Below are 14,578 nucleotides of genomic sequence, written 5' to 3'. Positions count from 1 at the left end.
CTCTACAGCCCAACGCTCCCGCCACGCGGTCACACGGCGGCGGGAGCGTTGGGCTGTAGAGTCGCCACAATGGCCTCGTCGATCAAGGCTTCCAGCTCGGCCGGTGGCAGGTCATCGAACCTGGCCCGCACCTGTTCGATGGTTTGACCAAGCGCCTGCCGCGCCCGGTGCTCGCGCAACACGCGCTGCACGGTCGAGCGCGACACGCGGAACAGGGTGGCGAGTTGGGCGGGGGAGCCCTGGCCGGACTCGGCCTTGGCGATGATCTCGGCGCGCCAAGGGACGCTGCGAGCATTGCCGTCGCCCGCATGGGCGCGATGTGCTGCACCTCGGCGATGGGGTCTGGTGGGACGAGGACGTGGGCCGCTGGCGTGACGGGCAGGGCAGGGGGGTTCGCCGCCTGCCGAAGCCTGACGATCTTTCACGCGCGCAACCGGGGTTCGCCGGTATCGACCCGCCCGCCTCGATGCGGGTCACGCGCGTCGTGCTCGCCAGCGCGCACCTGAACCACGATCCCGGCGACAACCGGCTGCGCAACCTCGCCGCGCTCTGCCAGTGATGCCACATGCGCCACGACGCCGGCGAGCATCGCCGGCGCCGCTGGCTCAACGCCTTCCGGGTGCGCGCGATCGGCGACCTGTTCGCCTGAACGCGCCGCTCGCCCGTCCACCGGCGCGACCATCACACGGGGGCGACAAGGCCGCCTGCCGGAACGAGCGGAATGAGCACTCATCGACTAACGCGTCGTTTACTAACCCTAAGGGTTTAGAAAGGATGATGGCGTCGCGCCGCTTTACCCGCGCATTACGGAGGGCTCCCTTGGCCATTTCCTCAGTCGATAGCGTGATGGCGGTCCGCAACGCGATCCTGCAACGCAACGCGGCGCTGGGAAAAGCCGTCGCCCCTTCGCCAGCCCCGATCGGCGGTGCGGAAAGCACTGCGCCGGCCTCCTTCGGATCGGTGTTCACCGATGCGATCCAGAAGGTCAATGCGGTGAACGCCAAGGCCGGTGCTCTCACCGTCGCCTATGAGCGGGGCGAGGAAACCGACATTGCTAAGGTCATGCTCGCCCGCCAGGCGTCTTCGATCGGGTTCGAGGCGACGCTCCAGGTTCGCAACAAGCTGCTCTCCGCTTACAAGGACATCATGAGCATGAGCATCTGACGGGCAAGGGTGACGCCACTTCCGCTTAGCCATCCGCTTGCGCCTGCTCGCTATCGCGCAAGCGCATCACCGTCTGGCGGCTGGTCTTGTGCCGCCTCGCCAACGCCGAAAGGCTCTCGCCGCGCGCAAGACCGGCGAGGATTGCCGCGCGGGTCGCGGGGTCGAGTGAGTGCGGGCGGCCGAGCCTCTTCCCCTGTCCCCGCGCGCGCGCCAGCCCTGACTGGGTGCGCTCGACCAAGAGGTCGCGCTCGAACTGGGCGACCGCGTTGATCACGCCCATCGTCATCTTGCCCGCCGAGCTGGTCAGGTCGACCCCACCCAACGCCAGGCAATGCACCCGCACGCCGGCTCCCTCAAGCCGGGCCACGGTCGCGCTCACGTCGATGGCGTCGCGGCCCAGCCGGTCGAGACGGGTGACGACCAGCACGTCGCCCGCCTCCATGCGGTCGAGGAGACGCGCGAAGCCCTCGCGCCTTGCGATCGCTTCCGAACCGGACACGGTCTCGCTCACCACCCGGTGCGGCTCGACCGCGAACCCCGCGGCCGCGATCTCGCGGACCTGGTTCTCGGTGGTCTGGCCCGCGGTGGACACGCGGGCATAGGCGAAGGTGCGCGACACGGCCCTGATCCGTTCACAAAGGGTGTCCGGATCCTTGCCGCTGTTCACAATCCTGTCAAGCTAGGTTGCGGACGATCGCGCCGGCCCTGTCCGAAACCCTTCGGTTTCGGACAGGCGAGTAGCAAGGAGCCGCCGACCTGGCAAACGCCTCGACCGGCTCACCTCGCTTCACCGTTCACCGAGTTGGAAGCGGCCGAGCTGTCGCCGCTCTGCTGATCAGCCGTCGGCGACGACGGGTGGTCGTGCTCGGTGATTCCCGTGAAATGATTGAGCTGATCCTCCGAGATGTTCTCCGGTTCGCGTGTTCCGCACGCAGAGACGAGCAGGGCCGCCAGAACGGCGACTCCGTAGCCAAGCATGTTGATCCTCATCGCTTCTTCTCCGGTTGGAGTGCTGGGCTGATCTTCGATCCTGCTCACGATGGGAGCGTCCGCGGGTGCGACCTCCGCTCCACACCGGATCCTTTCTCCACGATAATGAGGGCTCAGGCATCCTGTCGCGTAGTATCTCATGAGCAGATCGACCATTGCCGTCTGCCCGTGGGAGTGGAGAGATTATGATCACAACACACTTCGCAGCCAAGCTGCTTCAGGCCGTTGCGGCTATTGGCATCGCCACCGCCGGCGTCAGCGCGGCGTCGGCGCAAACGAGCGGTGGCTCGATGGCCGGGATGAAGATGGCACCCGGTGCCAAGATGGCCACGAAGGGCAAAAAGGCCGCTCCGAAGAAGACCGCCCACCACAAGGGCGGACATCAAAAGGCTGCGCCGAAGCCGAAGTGAAGCCATGTCGGACGGACGGCTAGCGGGTTGCCAGTAGCGAACGTGGCAACCCGCTGGAGAAAGCAGGTCTAGCGGCCTGCCACTACCGGGTAGATGTGTTCTGACCTTTCCCCGGAGAGCGTCGCGTGCAAGCGGCGCTCAAGCGGACGATCAGGTGCTCCTGCCGATGCTTCCGCAGAAAAGGCAAAGCTACTTCTCCGCTTTGAATGCTGGCGTGATCGCGACGCTTCTGTCTTAGGGTTGGATCGTCCGCAATTGAACTGTGTGTCTCACCCGTGCAGGCAGGGCGCATCGGGAAATGCCAAGCGCTAGCGAGGGCAAACGCCTCGTGCTGCGTATCCACAAAGAGAATCGTCAAAGAAAGCGCTTGGCCCATGCGGAATTCGAAGCTGACCTTGTTGCTGGCGGCGCTTATGCTGGGCATGGCGGGACCGGCGCTCGCCCATGAGGATCACGACGCGCTCGGGGCCGGACCGGGCAATACTCAGGCGAGCCGGGCGGCAAGCGACGACCATGCAGGCATGGCGGGGATGAACGACAACGCGGTCGGCCCGGCGGACGCCGCGATGGGCCAGGACGTGGCTGCGGACGACATGGCGATGGGCCACGGGCACGACGAGGCCAACGCCAGGAACAAGACCTTCGGGCAGCGCTTGGTAAGCTGGCTTGGCCGCCTGCACACGATGGTGATCCACTTCCCGATCGCCATGATCATTGGCGCGCTGGCGGTGGAGCTGTTCGGGCTTTGGCGGCGCAACGCATCCTACCAGGAAGCGGCGCGGGTCATGCTGATCGTCGGCTCGCTGGGCGCGATCGTCGCGGCGTTCCTCGGCTGGTTCGCCGGCGGCTTCTACCTTTCCGATCGCAATCCCGTGCTGATGACTCACCGGTGGCTCGGCACCACGCTGGCGGCACTCTCGGTCGTGCTGGTCTACCTGGCGTTCCGGGCGCGGCGGGCGGCGGAGCGGCCCCGCACCGCTTACTGGAGCCTGCTCGGCGCGGTCACCATCGCGATCGCCGTCCAAGGCTGGCTCGGCGGATCATTCATGCACGGCGGCCTGAACCACCTCGCCTTCTGAACGACACGCCGGATCGACATACTCGGCTCGCCAAGGCGGCGAACTGTTTCACCGGGCTTGGTCCGGCGTAACCGCGGGGGCGGGAGCCGGCCGGGGCGAAGGATGCCGCGCGGGGAACAACGGCACGCCACCGCCGTGGTGGCCATAACTATAATCGCCCATGTCGAGCTGAAGAAGGCAGTTGGCGTAGCCCTCCGTCCCGGGCTGGAAGCCGTAGCTCGCGCACGCGGCCTGATGGCGGGCGGTCATCTCTCGGCGACTGACGCAGCCGGCAAGCGCTGCCAGCAGAATGAAGGTGGAGAGGGCCTTACGAAGAGGGCGCGGCATTGCTCGGGTCCGATGAACGGACGACGCCCGGACGTTGAGCGACCGCCCGTCATCAACATGCGCCTATCCGCACGGCCTGCCAAGCCCGATGCCCGCTTGTGTTCCCAACGCGACCTAGTGGCCGCGATAGGGATCGTGCTCGCCCTCGCGATGCTGGTTGTAACCGTAACCCGACCCATGGCGGCGCGCATAATAGCCGTTTCCAACATAATGCCGGTTGCTGGCGTAGTAGCTCCCGTGTCGATTGCGGCGATCATAATCCCGATAGCGGTTGCCGTAGCCGTGCTGATCCCGGCCATGCTCGTTGCGGGCCTGCCATCCGCCATGCTCACGGTCTCGCGCCAGCGCTGCGCTCGGGGCGAGCATGCCGGCCGTGGAAGCCAGCAGCGCCGCAGCTGCGATGAACTTGCGCACCATCTCGGTTCTCCTTCCAAGGTCCGCCCGATGGCGGATTGGCCCCTGACTAGATGGGCTGCCTTGAAACAGGTCTGAATGGCCCCGTCAGCGCCCGTTCAGTCGTACCCCGCTCACCAAGTAGGTACGACTTGGTAACCTTGATCCTTCATGATGCTCACCGGCTGGCGGCATGCGGGATCCTTTGGTGCAATCGTTATTCGAGACAATAACCCTGGCGGGGAACCCGGTGACGCTGCTCGGCCTCACCGGACTCGCCTGCGTTGCGGCCTGGCCATTTCTCCGCGATCGTCGCAGCGCTCTCGCCGTCCAAAGCGCCGGCGCCCTGGCCTTCGCGATGCATTTTGCGCTTCTGGGGGCGTTCACCGCCGCAGCCGCGAGCGGCTTGTCGCTCGTGCAGCTTCTGGTCGCGATCACATCGAGCGATCCTCATCGCCGGCGTTCGCTGGACGGCTTGATGCTGGTCGCGTTGATGCTGCTCACCATCATGACCTGGCATGGAGCGCTGTCCGCGCTCGTGGCGTGCGCCAGTGTGATCAGCATGCGCGCGCGGTCCCAGAGATCGATTGTCCGGATGAAAGCGACCTTTCTCGTCGCTGCTCCATTCTGGCTGGCCCATAACCTGCTCGCAGGGGCGTATTTCGCGCTGGCCGTCGATCTGGTGTCGGTGGTCGGCAACCTGGCCGGGCTTATCATCGCCACCAACCGTGATCAGCCTCGCTGGACGGCCATCGGTTCCAATGTCGCGCGCTTCAAGGCCGTCATGGTTGGAGCTTGCTCGACCCTGCGACTGCCGGTTGGAGGCAAGCCCACCCAAGCAGCGGCCGCCGCCTCTTGAGCCGGAGTGCTCTCCCCAGCACGCCCATCGGCATAAACCGCGCGCGCAGGCATCCCGCGCACGTTGTCAGGTTGACCCTAGGGCAGTCGCCGATCGTACTGCGCGCCGCCTCGGTCGCCGACGCCAAAGCGCTTGCACGTTTGAAGATCGTGCTGAGCGCCGAAACGGAGCACATGGTGCTCGACGTCGCGGATCGTCGGGCGCTGCTACGGCGCACGCTGGAGGAGTTGACCGCCGTCGCGCGCAGCGAGCGGGGCATCTTCGTTCTGGAGCGAAACGGAAGCTTGCTGGGATACATCGACGTGCACGGTGTGCTGGGCGAGGAAGCCGCCGAGTTCGCCTCGTTCAGCCTAGCGCTCAGGCAGAGGTGGCGGGGGCTGGGGCTAGGCTCGGACCTGGTGTCGGCCGGGGAGGCGTGGGCGCGACGGAGCGGCTTCATTTTTCTCGTCATTCTCGTGGCGACGCGCAACGAACGTGCGCTCGCGCTTTACCAGCGGCTTGGATATACGATCTGCGCCGACCTCAGAACCGCGGGCGACGTGCGCAACGGCGTCGGCGACCATTATACAATGGGCCGTATGATCGCGCCCTGGCGGTCCGCGCCTCCGACCACATCCACCCTGAAATTCACCGAGCTTTCGTATGCCGCACAGTAAGTTGATCCTGTTGTGCCTGCTCGCGCTGGAGTATCCGAGCGCCGGCATCGCCCAGGAGCAAGCGCCGGCGAAGCCACGAACGGCGGCTGGGGCGTCGACGTTCATTCAGGATATGCTGACGCGCGGACCCGCGGAAGTGAAGCCTTGGCCGGGGTTCGTGCGAAGCGCGAAGATTGTTACGGTCACGGTGAAAGGCAATTGCGCGGTCACGATGGCGCTCGCCGACAAAAGCAGGATCCAGGTCATGCTCGACCGCGTGGTGGCCATCCGGCCGCTCTACTCGACGAACGCGCCGCAATCCTCGGTCGAGATCAGGAGCGGCGTACAGCCCTATGACGGCATTGACATCTTCGTCGGCGACAACGACGCCGTACGCCGGGTCACCGAGGCGCTCAGCTTCCTGCGCACATCCTGCGACACCACGTCCCGGACGGGGTTCTAAAGGGCCGTTTGAGAATAGCTTGAGCGGCGGCGGGCATCATTCAAGCTAGGAATGTGGCCCGAGCGAGCCGTAGCCGGATGGCTGATTTGAGCGACGCTCAGAAAATTCGGCACGGGGTTGTGACACCTGCAAACCCTCGGAAACGCTAGGGCAGGATGGCGGTGTCACAACCGACCGAGGCTGTTGAAAAAGGCCGTGCAGTTGGCGGCTGAGGCCGCGACCGGCATTGGCAGCGAGTGGACGAGCCACCCTCGCTGCTCAGGCTGGTGCCGCCCGATTGGCGAGTAGCTGAAGGTTGTAGGCGGCGGCTGCCATCGTGAACTCTTCGGCGGCCCCTTTCAGTCCTCTCAGCTTCAATGATCTGAGTTTGAGGTTGCGTTTTAGGTGCCCGAACACGCGTTCGATCCGCTTTCGTCGCTGTCGCGCGCGGATTGAGGCTTCGGTGCCGCTGAGGGCGCGGACCTGATCACGTGCATCTTCGGTGACGAGGCGGGTGACGGCGCGCTGCCTGGCCGTGGTGCACTGCGGCTTTAGCGCGCACGCGGCGCAGTCCGCGGGACGGCTGCGATAAGCGCGGACCTGGCTTGCCTGCACGGTGCCCCGGTAAGTCAGGAGCTTGTCGTTGGGGCAGTGGTAGACGTTGGCGTTGCGATCATAACGGAAGGCATCGCGGGTGAAGAAGTCGTCACGCTGTCGCGTTCGGTCGATCACCGGCACATGCGGCGTGATATCCTGATCGATCAGCCACCCCAGCAACGGACCGTTGCCATAGGCCTTGTCGGCTGCAAGCTGGTCGGGGACGATACCGAGCTTCGCCTTTGCGCGCGTTATGAGGGTCCGGGCTGCGGCCACCTCAGCCGAAAAGCGGGCGGGCGTGGCTTCGACGTCGAGGATGCAGTCGGTATCGAGGTCGAGCAGCGGGTTGATCGCATAGGCATAGCGCGCCGGACCGTGCTTGCGCGTCAAAGCCGCCTGCGGGTCCGTCGGCGAGATATGCTTGGGCTCGACCGGCTCGCGTTCGTCGGCGGCAACCGGCAGCGCGGCGTCAAGCGCGGCAAGATACTCGGCCACGGGCCGGGACACCTTATCACGCGCACGCAGCTCATCGGCCGCCGTCGTCCCTGACAGCTTCTTTTCCCAGCTTGCGTCCGCCATGATCGTGCTGCCGTCCACAGCGAGCTCACGGCCCGCGACCAGTCCGCCGGCGGCGCACTTGGCGACCACCTGCTCGAACAGCAAACGATACAGATCGCACCCCCGGAAGCGGCCATGGCGATTTTTTGAGAAAGTCGAATGGTCGGGGACCGCGTCGCCAAGATCGAGGCGACAGAACCAGCGATACGCAAGGTTGAGATGCACTTCCTGGCAAAGCCGACGCTCGGACCGAATGCCGAACAGATAACCGACCAGCAGCATCCGCAGCATCAGCTCGGGGTCGATCGACGGCCGCCCTCCGGCACTATAACTGTCGGCCAGCGCCTCGCGCACGAAGCCAAAGTCGAGCAGTCCGTCGATACGACGCAGAAGATGGTCGCCGGGCACATGGTCGTCGAGCCGGAACCCGTAAAACAGCGACCCTTGCGCCACTTGCCGACCCATCATCCTCCGCACTCCCGGCTGCCTTGCACCGAGTGAATCACCCTGTGCAGAAGGCCGCAAGTGCTACTTTTTCAACAGTCTCGACCGGTTTTGACACCTAAGTGGTTGTATATTGGTCAAGCAATTCGATCACGGCACAACTCGCCGCCCCGTCGCCCTCGCAACGGTCGATCGTCGTGGCAAGCAGGCTTTCGAGTTGCGCTAGGTCTGCCATTTTCGCGCGAACCCGCTCCAGGTGGTGGGCCGCGATCTCGCGGACCTCACTGCACGACGCCTGCGCGGGACCGCCAAGTGACAGGATCGCGCGCACCTCGGCCGGGGTGAAGCCGAGTTCACGCGCGCCACGGATGAATCCAAGGACGCGGACGTGGCCGGCCCCATATACTCGCCGGCCCCCGCTCGTGCGGGGTGGGGTCGCCACAATGCCGACGCGCTCGAAATAGCGGATCGTCTCGATGTTCACGCCGGTTCGGCGCGACAACTCGCCGATAGCTAGGCCTTTCTCATCCCTCATAATTCGCTTGCTCCTGTAGCCGCTACAGGAGGCATTAGGGGGTTATTCCGCCGGAGACGACTGATGAATAAAAGGATTTTGCCGCACGAAACCCTGGCCGCTTCCGCATCGCCACGCCGCGCCGACGCGGGGCTATCCGCCCTGGGTGCGCTGGCGAGCTTCGGCGCGGTCCTAGCCGCCGCATCCTGCTGCGTCTTGCCGCTCGCGCTGGCGGCGCTGGGCGTGGGGGCGGGCCTGTCGAGCACCTTCGCCGCGCTGATGCCTCTGCGCTGGGCCCTGACGGCGCTTTCCCTCGTCGGCCTGGCTGCCGGGTGGTGGGCGTATGTGCGGCGTCGGAGGACCTGCGCTGCGGATCGGTCCTGCACCGTGACCCTACCGTCCCGCGCAACTCCGATCATGCTCACGATCGGCACGACCCTGACGCTGACCGCGCTGATATGGGATCGCATTGAAGCGCCGCTTATAAAGGCGCTTTCCTGATGCAGCTCACCTCCACGCTGACCTGTCCCGAGTGCGGCGGTGTCGCGACCGAGACGATGCCCACCAACGCCTGCCAGTTCTTCTATGATTGCCGACATTGCGCGGCGGTGCTGCGGCCCCTGGCCGGCGACTGCTGCGTGTTCTGCTCGTTCGGCGATGTCCCATGCCCTCCGATTCAGGAGGCGAAGGCGAACGGGACCGTGGCGGGCTGCTGCGGGTGAGGGGGTATCGCACCTTTCAATCCGGGATGAGCGCGTAACCCCGGATTTGTAGATTCGCCAAGGTTGTAAGCGCCGAATCATCGATCTCAACGCCCGAAGCCACTTGGTTCGGCATGATCTCATTTCCGACCATGGCCTGACTGCAAACGCGGATTGAAACACCGGCTTTCTGGAGAGCGGCAATCAGCGCAGCGTTCGGGTTGGCCGCTACCTTCATACGCGCCGCATATGGCGCGTTCTGCAGGACGAGCGGGGTCGCGGGACCATGAATGATGACGGCGATGTCACCAGCCGGATGGACCTTGTCCGCGCCTAGCAGGTTCACGAAGCGCGCGACCTTCTCAAGGCTGGGATTCACTTTGTCGGGAGAGCTTGCGGCCTTGGTGACATTGAACAAGACGCGGTAGCGAAGCTTGGGATCGGGCCGCTCGGCAGCACTGGGCACGGCCACGATCCCGCCAAATCCCGGTATTACGGGATAAACCAGATTATCCTGTGCAGCTAGCGAGGTGCCGCCGGTCAGCATCGTTGCCGCGAGCAGAAATGTGGCGAAAGCTCTTTTTGGCAACCTTGCTCTCCTGTTGGACGGTAGGCGCTGCATAAACTCTCCAGAAGTGGGAGCCTACGCCTACGCAACACTGAACTGGCCCATCATTCCATTATCCTCATGTTCAAGGATATGGCAGTGATACATGAAGGGAGCGCTCTTGGCCGGCTGATCAAATCGGATGAGAAGCTCCACCGGTTCCTTGACGAGGACCGTGTCGCGCGGCCCCTGGTCGAGAACATCGGGCTGCCCGCCACCGCGGGTGAGAACATCAAAGTGGACGCCGTGAATATGGATCGGGTGGCGCATCATTTCGCCAGACACCTCCCATATTTCGGTGGAGCCTAGCTTCACCGTCTCATCGATGCGATTCATGTCGAATGGCTTGCCATTGATCGTAAGGCCGCCACCGCCGCTTCCTGAGCCCATCATGCCGCCCATGCCCATGTTGAGGCTCAGACGGCGACGGCGCACCGCCTTGCTGGCGTCGGGCCCAGTTCGTGATGCCAGAAGGGTCGGCACGACGCCGCTGGCACGAGCCTGTCCCAACGGCCGTGGTTCAAACCGCAGCACGGTCGCTGGTGCCGCGGCATCGGTCCTTCGGGCGCCACGCCCCATCATACCCATGCCGCCCATCATCGAGCTGTTGGTATCAGCCGCCGTCACCAGCGAGGCGGACCTACCGTCCGTGAAGTCCACGAGAAGCTCGGCACGTTGGCCCGGCGCCAAGGTTATGGCTTCCAATGCCACTGCGTGTTCGAGCAGCCCCCCTTCGGTTCCGATCCAGTGAAAGCTCCGCCGATCGGAAAACGACAGCTCATAAATCCGCGCGTTCGATGCGTTGACGAGCCGCAGGCGAACCAACCGATTTGGCACCGCCGCCAGCGGATTCACCGCGCCGTTCACAAGGATCGTGTCGCCGCGCCGGCCCTGCATGGCGACCATCATGCCGCCTGGCATGACAAGGCGACCATTTTCGAACTGGCGATCCTGGATGAGCAGGGGCAGATCGTCCACGCCATATTCTGACGGGAGCCCCAGGCCCTGCTCTTCGTCGTCGGTTACCAGCAACGCCCCAGCCAGGCCCGAATAGACTTGCTCGGCCGTCAACCCATGGACGTGTGAGTGATAAAGGAGGGTCGCTGCGGGCTGCCGGATCGGGAGCGTGGGCCGCCAGGTCGCGCCCGGCGCGATGATCTGATGGGGGCCGCCATCCAGCTCTCCGGGGATCAGAAGCCCGTGCCAATGCACAGTCGTGTCCGCGTTGAGCCCGTTGGTCACGACAGCCGCCACGTCGTCGCCACGGCGCACCCTGATCGTCGGTCCGAGATAGCTGCCATTATACCCGAGCGTGTCACTCGGCCGGCCTGGATAAAATGAAGTCGTTCCGGACTGGACCCGTAGCGCGAATGAGCGGCCAGGCCGTGCGTCCAACAGCGGCGGCATCGGAAGCGGGTTTGCACCTCCCCCGCCGAGGCCCGGCGTGGAGCGCGAGCAAGCGGTGGTTGCGAACAATGCCGCTCCGCCAGCCAACAGCGAACGTCGATCGAGCATCTAAATCTGTCCCAGCGTGCAGCGCAGCTCGGAAGCGATACGGACAGCCTGGTCGATCAGCATGGGGTTACCTCGCACTCCGGCGCTTCGAAGGAGCCTCGATGGCTTGGCGAAATAGTAGCTCACGGGGGGAACCTCCTAGCTGGCGCTTGATCGAACACCACTCCATCATATATGCTACATATAAGATGTTTGGAGCAACTGTGCCACCTTCCCTCGTTAAAATGTCTCCGGAGCTTCTGGAGGAAAAGGCCGGCGAAGCGGAAGCGTTCCTCCGTTCGCTTGCGAGCCGGCACCGTCTGATGATCCTGTGCAGCCTGCTCGGCGGGGAGTTGTCGGTAACCGATCTGGGCGAACGCCTCGGACTGACACAGTCGAATTTGTCCCGCCATCTGGCCACGCTGCGCGACGAAGGCCTGGTCGGAACACGGCGGGAGAAAACGACGATATTCTACCGCATCACGTCCGAGCGCGTGCTGCCGATCCTGACGGAACTCTACGCACTCTTTTGCGCCGGTGACGAAGCTGAGAGCAGAGAATCCTGACGATGGAGGGTTTCACCCCATTCTCGGCCATCGTGGGCGGCGCGCTAATCGGCCTCTCGGCTTCCTTCCTGTGGATCGCCAATGGGCGCATCGCTGGAATCAGCGGCATCGTCGGCGGGGTGCTTGCGCCTGTCCGCGGCGAGATGGCCTGGCGCGCAACATTCCTGGTCGGCCTGCTCGCCGCGCCCTTGCTCTACCGGGCGGCGGGCGGCCTGCTACCGGACCTCACGTCGCCGGCCCCAGTCGCCGTCGTGATCGCAGCCGGCCTTCTGGTGGGATTTGGGACTCGGCTCGGGAGTGGTTGCACCAGCGGGCATGGCGTCTGCGGAATAGCGAGGCTCTCGCCCCGCTCGCTCGCCGCGACAGGCGTCTTCCTCATCACAGCGGCCGCGACTGTGTACGTCGCCCGACACGTCATCGGACTCTGAGCAATGAGGAAGCTGCTCATCGCGCTCGCCTCGGGGCTCATTTTCGGCTTCGGCCTGATCGTCTCCGCCATGATAGCCCCCAGCAAGGTTCTGGCGTTTCTTGATGTCGCCGCGCCGTCGTGGGACCCGAGCCTTGCCTTGGTGCTGGCCTCGGCCGTCATGGTTTCAGCGTTGGGATTTGCACTCGGCCGAAGGCGCGATGCTCCGCTTTTCGCACCGGCGTTCAATGGGCCATCGTCCCGGTCCCTGGACAAGAAGCTTCTCTCGGGCGCGGCTTTGTTCGGCGTCGGATGGGGCCTCGTCGGCTACTGCCCTGGTCCGGCCCTGGTCGCCCTGAGCCTCGGAGCGCCGGCGGCGCTGGTGTTCGTCGTGGCGATGCTGGCGGGCATGGGCGTCTTCGCCCTTCAGGAACGTTATCGCGCAGCCAGGCCCGGGGCAAACCCATGACGCCGGTCGACATCCTCACGCTCATATCCGGTGTCGTCGTCGGCTTTACCCTCGGGGTGATCGGCGGCGGCGGCTCGATCCTTGCCCTGCCGTTGCTGCTGTATGTCGTGGGCATGAAGGACCCGCACGTCGCGATCGGCACGAGCGCGCTGGCGGTGGCCGCCAATGCCTTCGCCAACCTGATCCAGCACGCCCGGGCCGGAACCGTGAAGTGGCCCTGCGCCCTCGTCTTCGGGGCATCGGGCGTCATAGGCGCCCTGATCGGCTCCACCCTGGGCAAGATGGTGGCGGGTCAGCATCTCCTGGTGCTGTTCGCAGGCGTGATGATCGTGGTGGGGGTTTCCATGCTGCGCGGCAAATCCGGCGGCGGCGACCCGGGCGTGCGGATCACGCGCCCCATCGCTGTGCGGCTCGTGGCGATCGGCCTTCTCGCCGGCCTCCTGTCAGGGTTCATCGGCATCGGCGGCGGCTTCCTGATTGTGCCCGGCATCATGCTCGGCAGCGGCATGCCCATCCTCAACGCGGTCGGATCGTCGCTGTTTTCGGTGGGAACGTTCGGATCGGCGACAGCCCTCAACTATGCCCTGTCAGGACTCGTGGATTGGCGCGTGGCCGGCTTCTTCATCGCTGGCGGGGTCGCTGGCGGCGTCGCCGGCATGCAAACCGCCATCCGGCTCGCCGATCATAAGGGCTTGCTCACCCGCATCTTCGCTTTCGTCCTGCTGGCCGTGGCCGCCTACATGCTGTTCCGCAGCCTGGGCGGGATCGGCGGCTAGACACCATTGGAGACCGATCATGATCTTTCGTCAGTTGTTCGAGCCGGAGTCCTCGACCTACACCTACCTCCTCGGTTGCCCGGAGACGCGCAAAGCCGTCCTGATCGATCCTGTCCTCGAAACGATCGAACGCGACCTTGCCGCGCTTCAGGAACTGGATCTCGAACTGGCTTATACGTTGGAGACGCATGTGCATGCGGACCACGTCACATCGGCCTGCTATCTGCGCAGCCTTACCGGCTCCAAGATCGCGTACCCCGCCATGGACGGCCTTCCCTGTGCTGACGTGGGGGTCGCCGAGGACCAGCCTTTGACTGTCGGCGCGCTCAAGCTTCAGCCGCTGTTTACTCCGGGGCACACCGACGCCCACCATACCTACCTGGTTGAGCAGCCCGATGGTCTTCGCGCCTTCACCGGCGACGCCCTGCTAATCGACGGCTGTGGCCGCACCGACTTCCAAAACGGTGACGCCGCCACCCTTTATCACTCCGTCACGCAGAAGATTTTCACGCTGCCGGGCGATGGTCTGATCTACCCGGCTCACGACTACAATCATCGCCACATCACGACAGTGGCGCAGGAGCGTGAACGGAACCCGCGCCTTGCGGGCAAGACCGTTCAGGAATTCGTCGCGATCATGGCCGCTCTCGATCTTCCCTACCCAAAGAAGATCGACGTTGCCGTTCCGGCAAACAAGCTTTGCGGTGATTGCCCGACAGATTTGCCGGAAATGCTGCGCCAGATAGGCGGCAAGTCCGAGCAGGGCTGAGCCATCCGATACAGGTTCATTTACAGGAGAAAGTCGATGCCAACACGCACCTCGAAACAACTGGTTTCCGAAGCGAATGCGATTGTCGAAACTATCGCGCCTGACGATGCAGCCAAACTTGTCGGCAATCCCAAGGTCCAGTTCGTTGACATCCGCGAGCCAGGGGAAGTCGCAAAATCGGGGCTGGTGGCTGGTGCGGTGCATGTCCCGCGTGGCCTTCTGGAATTCCAGGTCGATCCTGAAAGCCCCACCCACAATGCCAAACTCGCCAGTGGATCGCGGTTGGTGCTCTATTGTGGGTCCGGCGCCCGCTCGGCGCTGGCCGCAAAATCACTCAAGGAGATGGGCGTGGAGAATGTCGCCCACGTCCCCGGCGGG

23 protein-coding genes are annotated in these 14,578 nt (G+C 64.6%); 15 read left to right on the top strand and 8 right to left on the bottom strand.

Going from position 1 to position 14,578, the window contains the following annotated elements:
- Positions 1-29: 29 nt before the first annotated feature.
- Positions 30-206 carry a hypothetical protein gene (locus tag AX681_RS22750; RefSeq protein WP_231729669.1) on the bottom strand — a complete coding sequence of 59 codons (177 nt, stop codon included), beginning with the start codon at positions 204-206 and terminating at the stop codon, positions 30-32.
- Between the two features lie 113 nt (positions 207-319).
- On the opposite strand from AX681_RS22750, the gene AX681_RS22745 reads away from it, so the two are divergent.
- Both AX681_RS22745 and AX681_RS02160 read left to right on the top strand, forming a co-directional pair.
- Positions 320-559: a hypothetical protein gene (locus tag AX681_RS22745; RefSeq protein WP_231733771.1), complete on the top strand. Its 240-nt coding sequence runs from the start codon at positions 320-322 to the stop codon at positions 557-559.
- Positions 560-777: 218 nt separating this feature from the next.
- A complete protein-coding gene (locus tag AX681_RS02160; protein ID WP_082732665.1) occupies positions 778-1,164 on the top strand; it encodes a flagellar hook-basal body complex protein FliE in 387 nt (128 codons plus the stop codon).
- Positions 1,165-1,189: 25 nt separating this feature from the next.
- Here AX681_RS02160 and AX681_RS02155 read toward each other — a convergent pair whose 3' ends face one another.
- A complete protein-coding gene (locus AX681_RS02155; protein ID WP_066485864.1) occupies positions 1,190-1,783 on the bottom strand; it encodes a recombinase family protein in 594 nt (197 codons plus the stop codon).
- Between the two features lie 158 nt (positions 1,784-1,941).
- Positions 1,942-2,154, bottom strand: coding sequence for a hypothetical protein (locus AX681_RS02150; RefSeq protein ID WP_066485832.1), 213 nt, complete (start codon positions 2,152-2,154; stop codon positions 1,942-1,944).
- Between the two features lie 185 nt (positions 2,155-2,339).
- Between AX681_RS02150 and AX681_RS02145 the strand changes: the two genes are divergently transcribed.
- Both AX681_RS02145 and AX681_RS02140 read left to right on the top strand, forming a co-directional pair.
- Positions 2,340-2,564: a hypothetical protein gene (locus tag AX681_RS02145; protein ID WP_066485841.1), complete on the top strand. Its 225-nt coding sequence runs from the start codon at positions 2,340-2,342 to the stop codon at positions 2,562-2,564.
- Positions 2,565-2,938: 374 nt separating this feature from the next.
- A complete protein-coding gene (locus AX681_RS02140; protein WP_231727497.1) occupies positions 2,939-3,643 on the top strand; it encodes a DUF2231 domain-containing protein in 705 nt (234 codons plus the stop codon).
- A 441-nt stretch (positions 3,644-4,084) separates the two neighbouring features.
- Here AX681_RS02140 and AX681_RS02130 read toward each other — a convergent pair whose 3' ends face one another.
- Entirely contained in the window at positions 4,085-4,387 is a 303-nt protein-coding gene (locus AX681_RS02130; RefSeq protein WP_066485845.1) for a hypothetical protein, read from the bottom strand.
- 226 nt (positions 4,388-4,613) lie between these two features.
- Here AX681_RS02130 and AX681_RS02125 point away from each other — a divergent pair, with 226 nt between their 5' ends.
- The 3 genes from AX681_RS02125 to AX681_RS02115 are packed head-to-tail and all read left to right on the top strand — an operon-like array spanning position 4,614 to position 6,320.
- On the top strand, positions 4,614-5,222 hold the full coding sequence (locus AX681_RS02125; RefSeq protein WP_066661607.1) for a YgjV family protein: 609 nt from the start codon (positions 4,614-4,616) through the stop codon (positions 5,220-5,222).
- Positions 5,159-5,878, top strand: a complete 720-nt coding sequence (locus tag AX681_RS02120; RefSeq protein WP_331709976.1) for a GNAT family N-acetyltransferase — start codon at positions 5,159-5,161, stop codon at positions 5,876-5,878. Before AX681_RS02125 ends, AX681_RS02120 begins: the two co-directional genes overlap by 64 nt.
- On the top strand, positions 5,865-6,320 hold the full coding sequence (locus AX681_RS02115) for a hypothetical protein (protein ID WP_066485853.1): 456 nt from the start codon (positions 5,865-5,867) through the stop codon (positions 6,318-6,320). Before AX681_RS02120 ends, AX681_RS02115 begins: the two co-directional genes overlap by 14 nt.
- A gap of 258 nt (positions 6,321-6,578) precedes the next feature.
- On the opposite strand, the gene AX681_RS02110 is transcribed toward AX681_RS02115, so the two are convergent.
- Entirely contained in the window at positions 6,579-7,922 is a 1,344-nt protein-coding gene (locus AX681_RS02110) for an IS1182 family transposase (RefSeq protein ID WP_066661609.1), read from the bottom strand.
- A gap of 94 nt (positions 7,923-8,016) precedes the next feature.
- A complete protein-coding gene (locus AX681_RS02105) occupies positions 8,017-8,433 on the bottom strand; it encodes a MerR family transcriptional regulator (protein ID WP_021224446.1) in 417 nt (138 codons plus the stop codon).
- 78 nt (positions 8,434-8,511) lie between these two features.
- Here AX681_RS02105 and AX681_RS02100 point away from each other — a divergent pair, with 78 nt between their 5' ends.
- Both AX681_RS02100 and AX681_RS02095 read left to right on the top strand, forming a co-directional pair.
- On the top strand, positions 8,512-8,913 hold the full coding sequence (locus AX681_RS02100; RefSeq protein ID WP_007406269.1) for a mercuric transporter MerT family protein: 402 nt from the start codon (positions 8,512-8,514) through the stop codon (positions 8,911-8,913).
- The gene (locus tag AX681_RS02095; RefSeq protein WP_004213258.1) at positions 8,913-9,134 is read left to right on the top strand and encodes a GDCCVxC domain-containing (seleno)protein; all 222 of its coding nucleotides are present in this window, start codon (positions 8,913-8,915) and stop codon (positions 9,132-9,134) included. The genes AX681_RS02100 and AX681_RS02095 overlap by 1 nt, the downstream gene beginning before the upstream one ends.
- Positions 9,135-9,150: 16 nt before the next feature.
- Here AX681_RS02095 and AX681_RS02090 read toward each other — a convergent pair whose 3' ends face one another.
- Positions 9,151-9,660: a DsrE family protein gene (locus tag AX681_RS02090; RefSeq protein WP_007406276.1), complete on the bottom strand. Its 510-nt coding sequence runs from the start codon at positions 9,658-9,660 to the stop codon at positions 9,151-9,153.
- 102 nt (positions 9,661-9,762) lie between these two features.
- On the bottom strand, positions 9,763-11,235 hold the full coding sequence (locus AX681_RS02085; protein WP_007016074.1) for a multicopper oxidase family protein: 1,473 nt from the start codon (positions 11,233-11,235) through the stop codon (positions 9,763-9,765).
- Between the two features lie 203 nt (positions 11,236-11,438).
- On the opposite strand from AX681_RS02085, the gene AX681_RS02080 reads away from it, so the two are divergent.
- The 6 genes from AX681_RS02080 to AX681_RS02055 all read left to right on the top strand — a co-directional run.
- On the top strand, positions 11,439-11,780 hold the full coding sequence (locus AX681_RS02080; RefSeq protein WP_004213264.1) for an ArsR/SmtB family transcription factor: 342 nt from the start codon (positions 11,439-11,441) through the stop codon (positions 11,778-11,780).
- A gap of 2 nt (positions 11,781-11,782) precedes the next feature.
- Positions 11,783-12,208: a YeeE/YedE family protein gene (locus AX681_RS02075; RefSeq protein WP_004213265.1), complete on the top strand. Its 426-nt coding sequence runs from the start codon at positions 11,783-11,785 to the stop codon at positions 12,206-12,208.
- 3 nt (positions 12,209-12,211) lie between these two features.
- Positions 12,212-12,655: a DUF6691 family protein gene (locus tag AX681_RS02070; protein WP_004213266.1), complete on the top strand. Its 444-nt coding sequence runs from the start codon at positions 12,212-12,214 to the stop codon at positions 12,653-12,655.
- Entirely contained in the window at positions 12,652-13,431 is a 780-nt protein-coding gene (locus AX681_RS02065) for a sulfite exporter TauE/SafE family protein (RefSeq protein ID WP_066487222.1), read from the top strand. Before AX681_RS02070 ends, AX681_RS02065 begins: the two co-directional genes overlap by 4 nt.
- 19 nt (positions 13,432-13,450) lie before the next feature.
- Positions 13,451-14,200, top strand: a complete 750-nt coding sequence (locus AX681_RS02060; protein ID WP_007016078.1) for an MBL fold metallo-hydrolase — start codon at positions 13,451-13,453, stop codon at positions 14,198-14,200.
- Positions 14,201-14,236: 36 nt separating this feature from the next.
- Positions 14,237-14,578 (top strand): rhodanese-like domain-containing protein (locus AX681_RS02055; protein WP_066681585.1); only part of this gene is annotated, 342 nt, incomplete at its 3' end.

It is taken from the genome of Sphingomonas sp. CCH9-E2 (assembly GCF_001557215.1).
Classification (GTDB): domain Bacteria; phylum Pseudomonadota; class Alphaproteobacteria; order Sphingomonadales; family Sphingomonadaceae; genus Sphingomonas.
This window is presented reverse-complemented; position numbering and strand designations above follow the sequence as displayed.

Coding starts and splice junctions, on each gene's coding strand:
- AX681_RS02160 (WP_082732665.1), top strand. CDS start 778: ATGGCGTCGCGCCGCTTTACCCGCGCATTACGGAGGGCTCCCTTGGCC.
- AX681_RS02150 (WP_066485832.1), bottom strand. CDS start 2,154: ATGAGGATCAACATGCTTGGCTACGGAGTCGCCGTTCTGGCGGCCCTG.
- AX681_RS02145 (WP_066485841.1), top strand. CDS start 2,340: ATGATCACAACACACTTCGCAGCCAAGCTGCTTCAGGCCGTTGCGGCT.
- AX681_RS02140 (WP_231727497.1), top strand. CDS start 2,939: ATGCGGAATTCGAAGCTGACCTTGTTGCTGGCGGCGCTTATGCTGGGC.
- AX681_RS02130 (WP_066485845.1), bottom strand. CDS start 4,387: ATGGTGCGCAAGTTCATCGCAGCTGCGGCGCTGCTGGCTTCCACGGCC.
- AX681_RS02115 (WP_066485853.1), top strand. CDS start 5,865: ATGCCGCACAGTAAGTTGATCCTGTTGTGCCTGCTCGCGCTGGAGTAT.
- AX681_RS02110 (WP_066661609.1), bottom strand. CDS start 7,922: ATGATGGGTCGGCAAGTGGCGCAAGGGTCGCTGTTTTACGGGTTCCGG.
- AX681_RS02105 (WP_021224446.1), bottom strand. CDS start 8,433: ATGAGGGATGAGAAAGGCCTAGCTATCGGCGAGTTGTCGCGCCGAACC.
- AX681_RS02095 (WP_004213258.1), top strand. CDS start 8,913: ATGCAGCTCACCTCCACGCTGACCTGTCCCGAGTGCGGCGGTGTCGCG.
- AX681_RS02090 (WP_007406276.1), bottom strand. CDS start 9,660: ATGCTGACCGGCGGCACCTCGCTAGCTGCACAGGATAATCTGGTTTAT.
- AX681_RS02085 (WP_007016074.1), bottom strand. CDS start 11,235: ATGCTCGATCGACGTTCGCTGTTGGCTGGCGGAGCGGCATTGTTCGCA.
- AX681_RS02075 (WP_004213265.1), top strand. CDS start 11,783: ATGGAGGGTTTCACCCCATTCTCGGCCATCGTGGGCGGCGCGCTAATC.
- AX681_RS02070 (WP_004213266.1), top strand. CDS start 12,212: ATGAGGAAGCTGCTCATCGCGCTCGCCTCGGGGCTCATTTTCGGCTTC.
- AX681_RS02065 (WP_066487222.1), top strand. CDS start 12,652: ATGACGCCGGTCGACATCCTCACGCTCATATCCGGTGTCGTCGTCGGC.
- AX681_RS02060 (WP_007016078.1), top strand. CDS start 13,451: ATGATCTTTCGTCAGTTGTTCGAGCCGGAGTCCTCGACCTACACCTAC.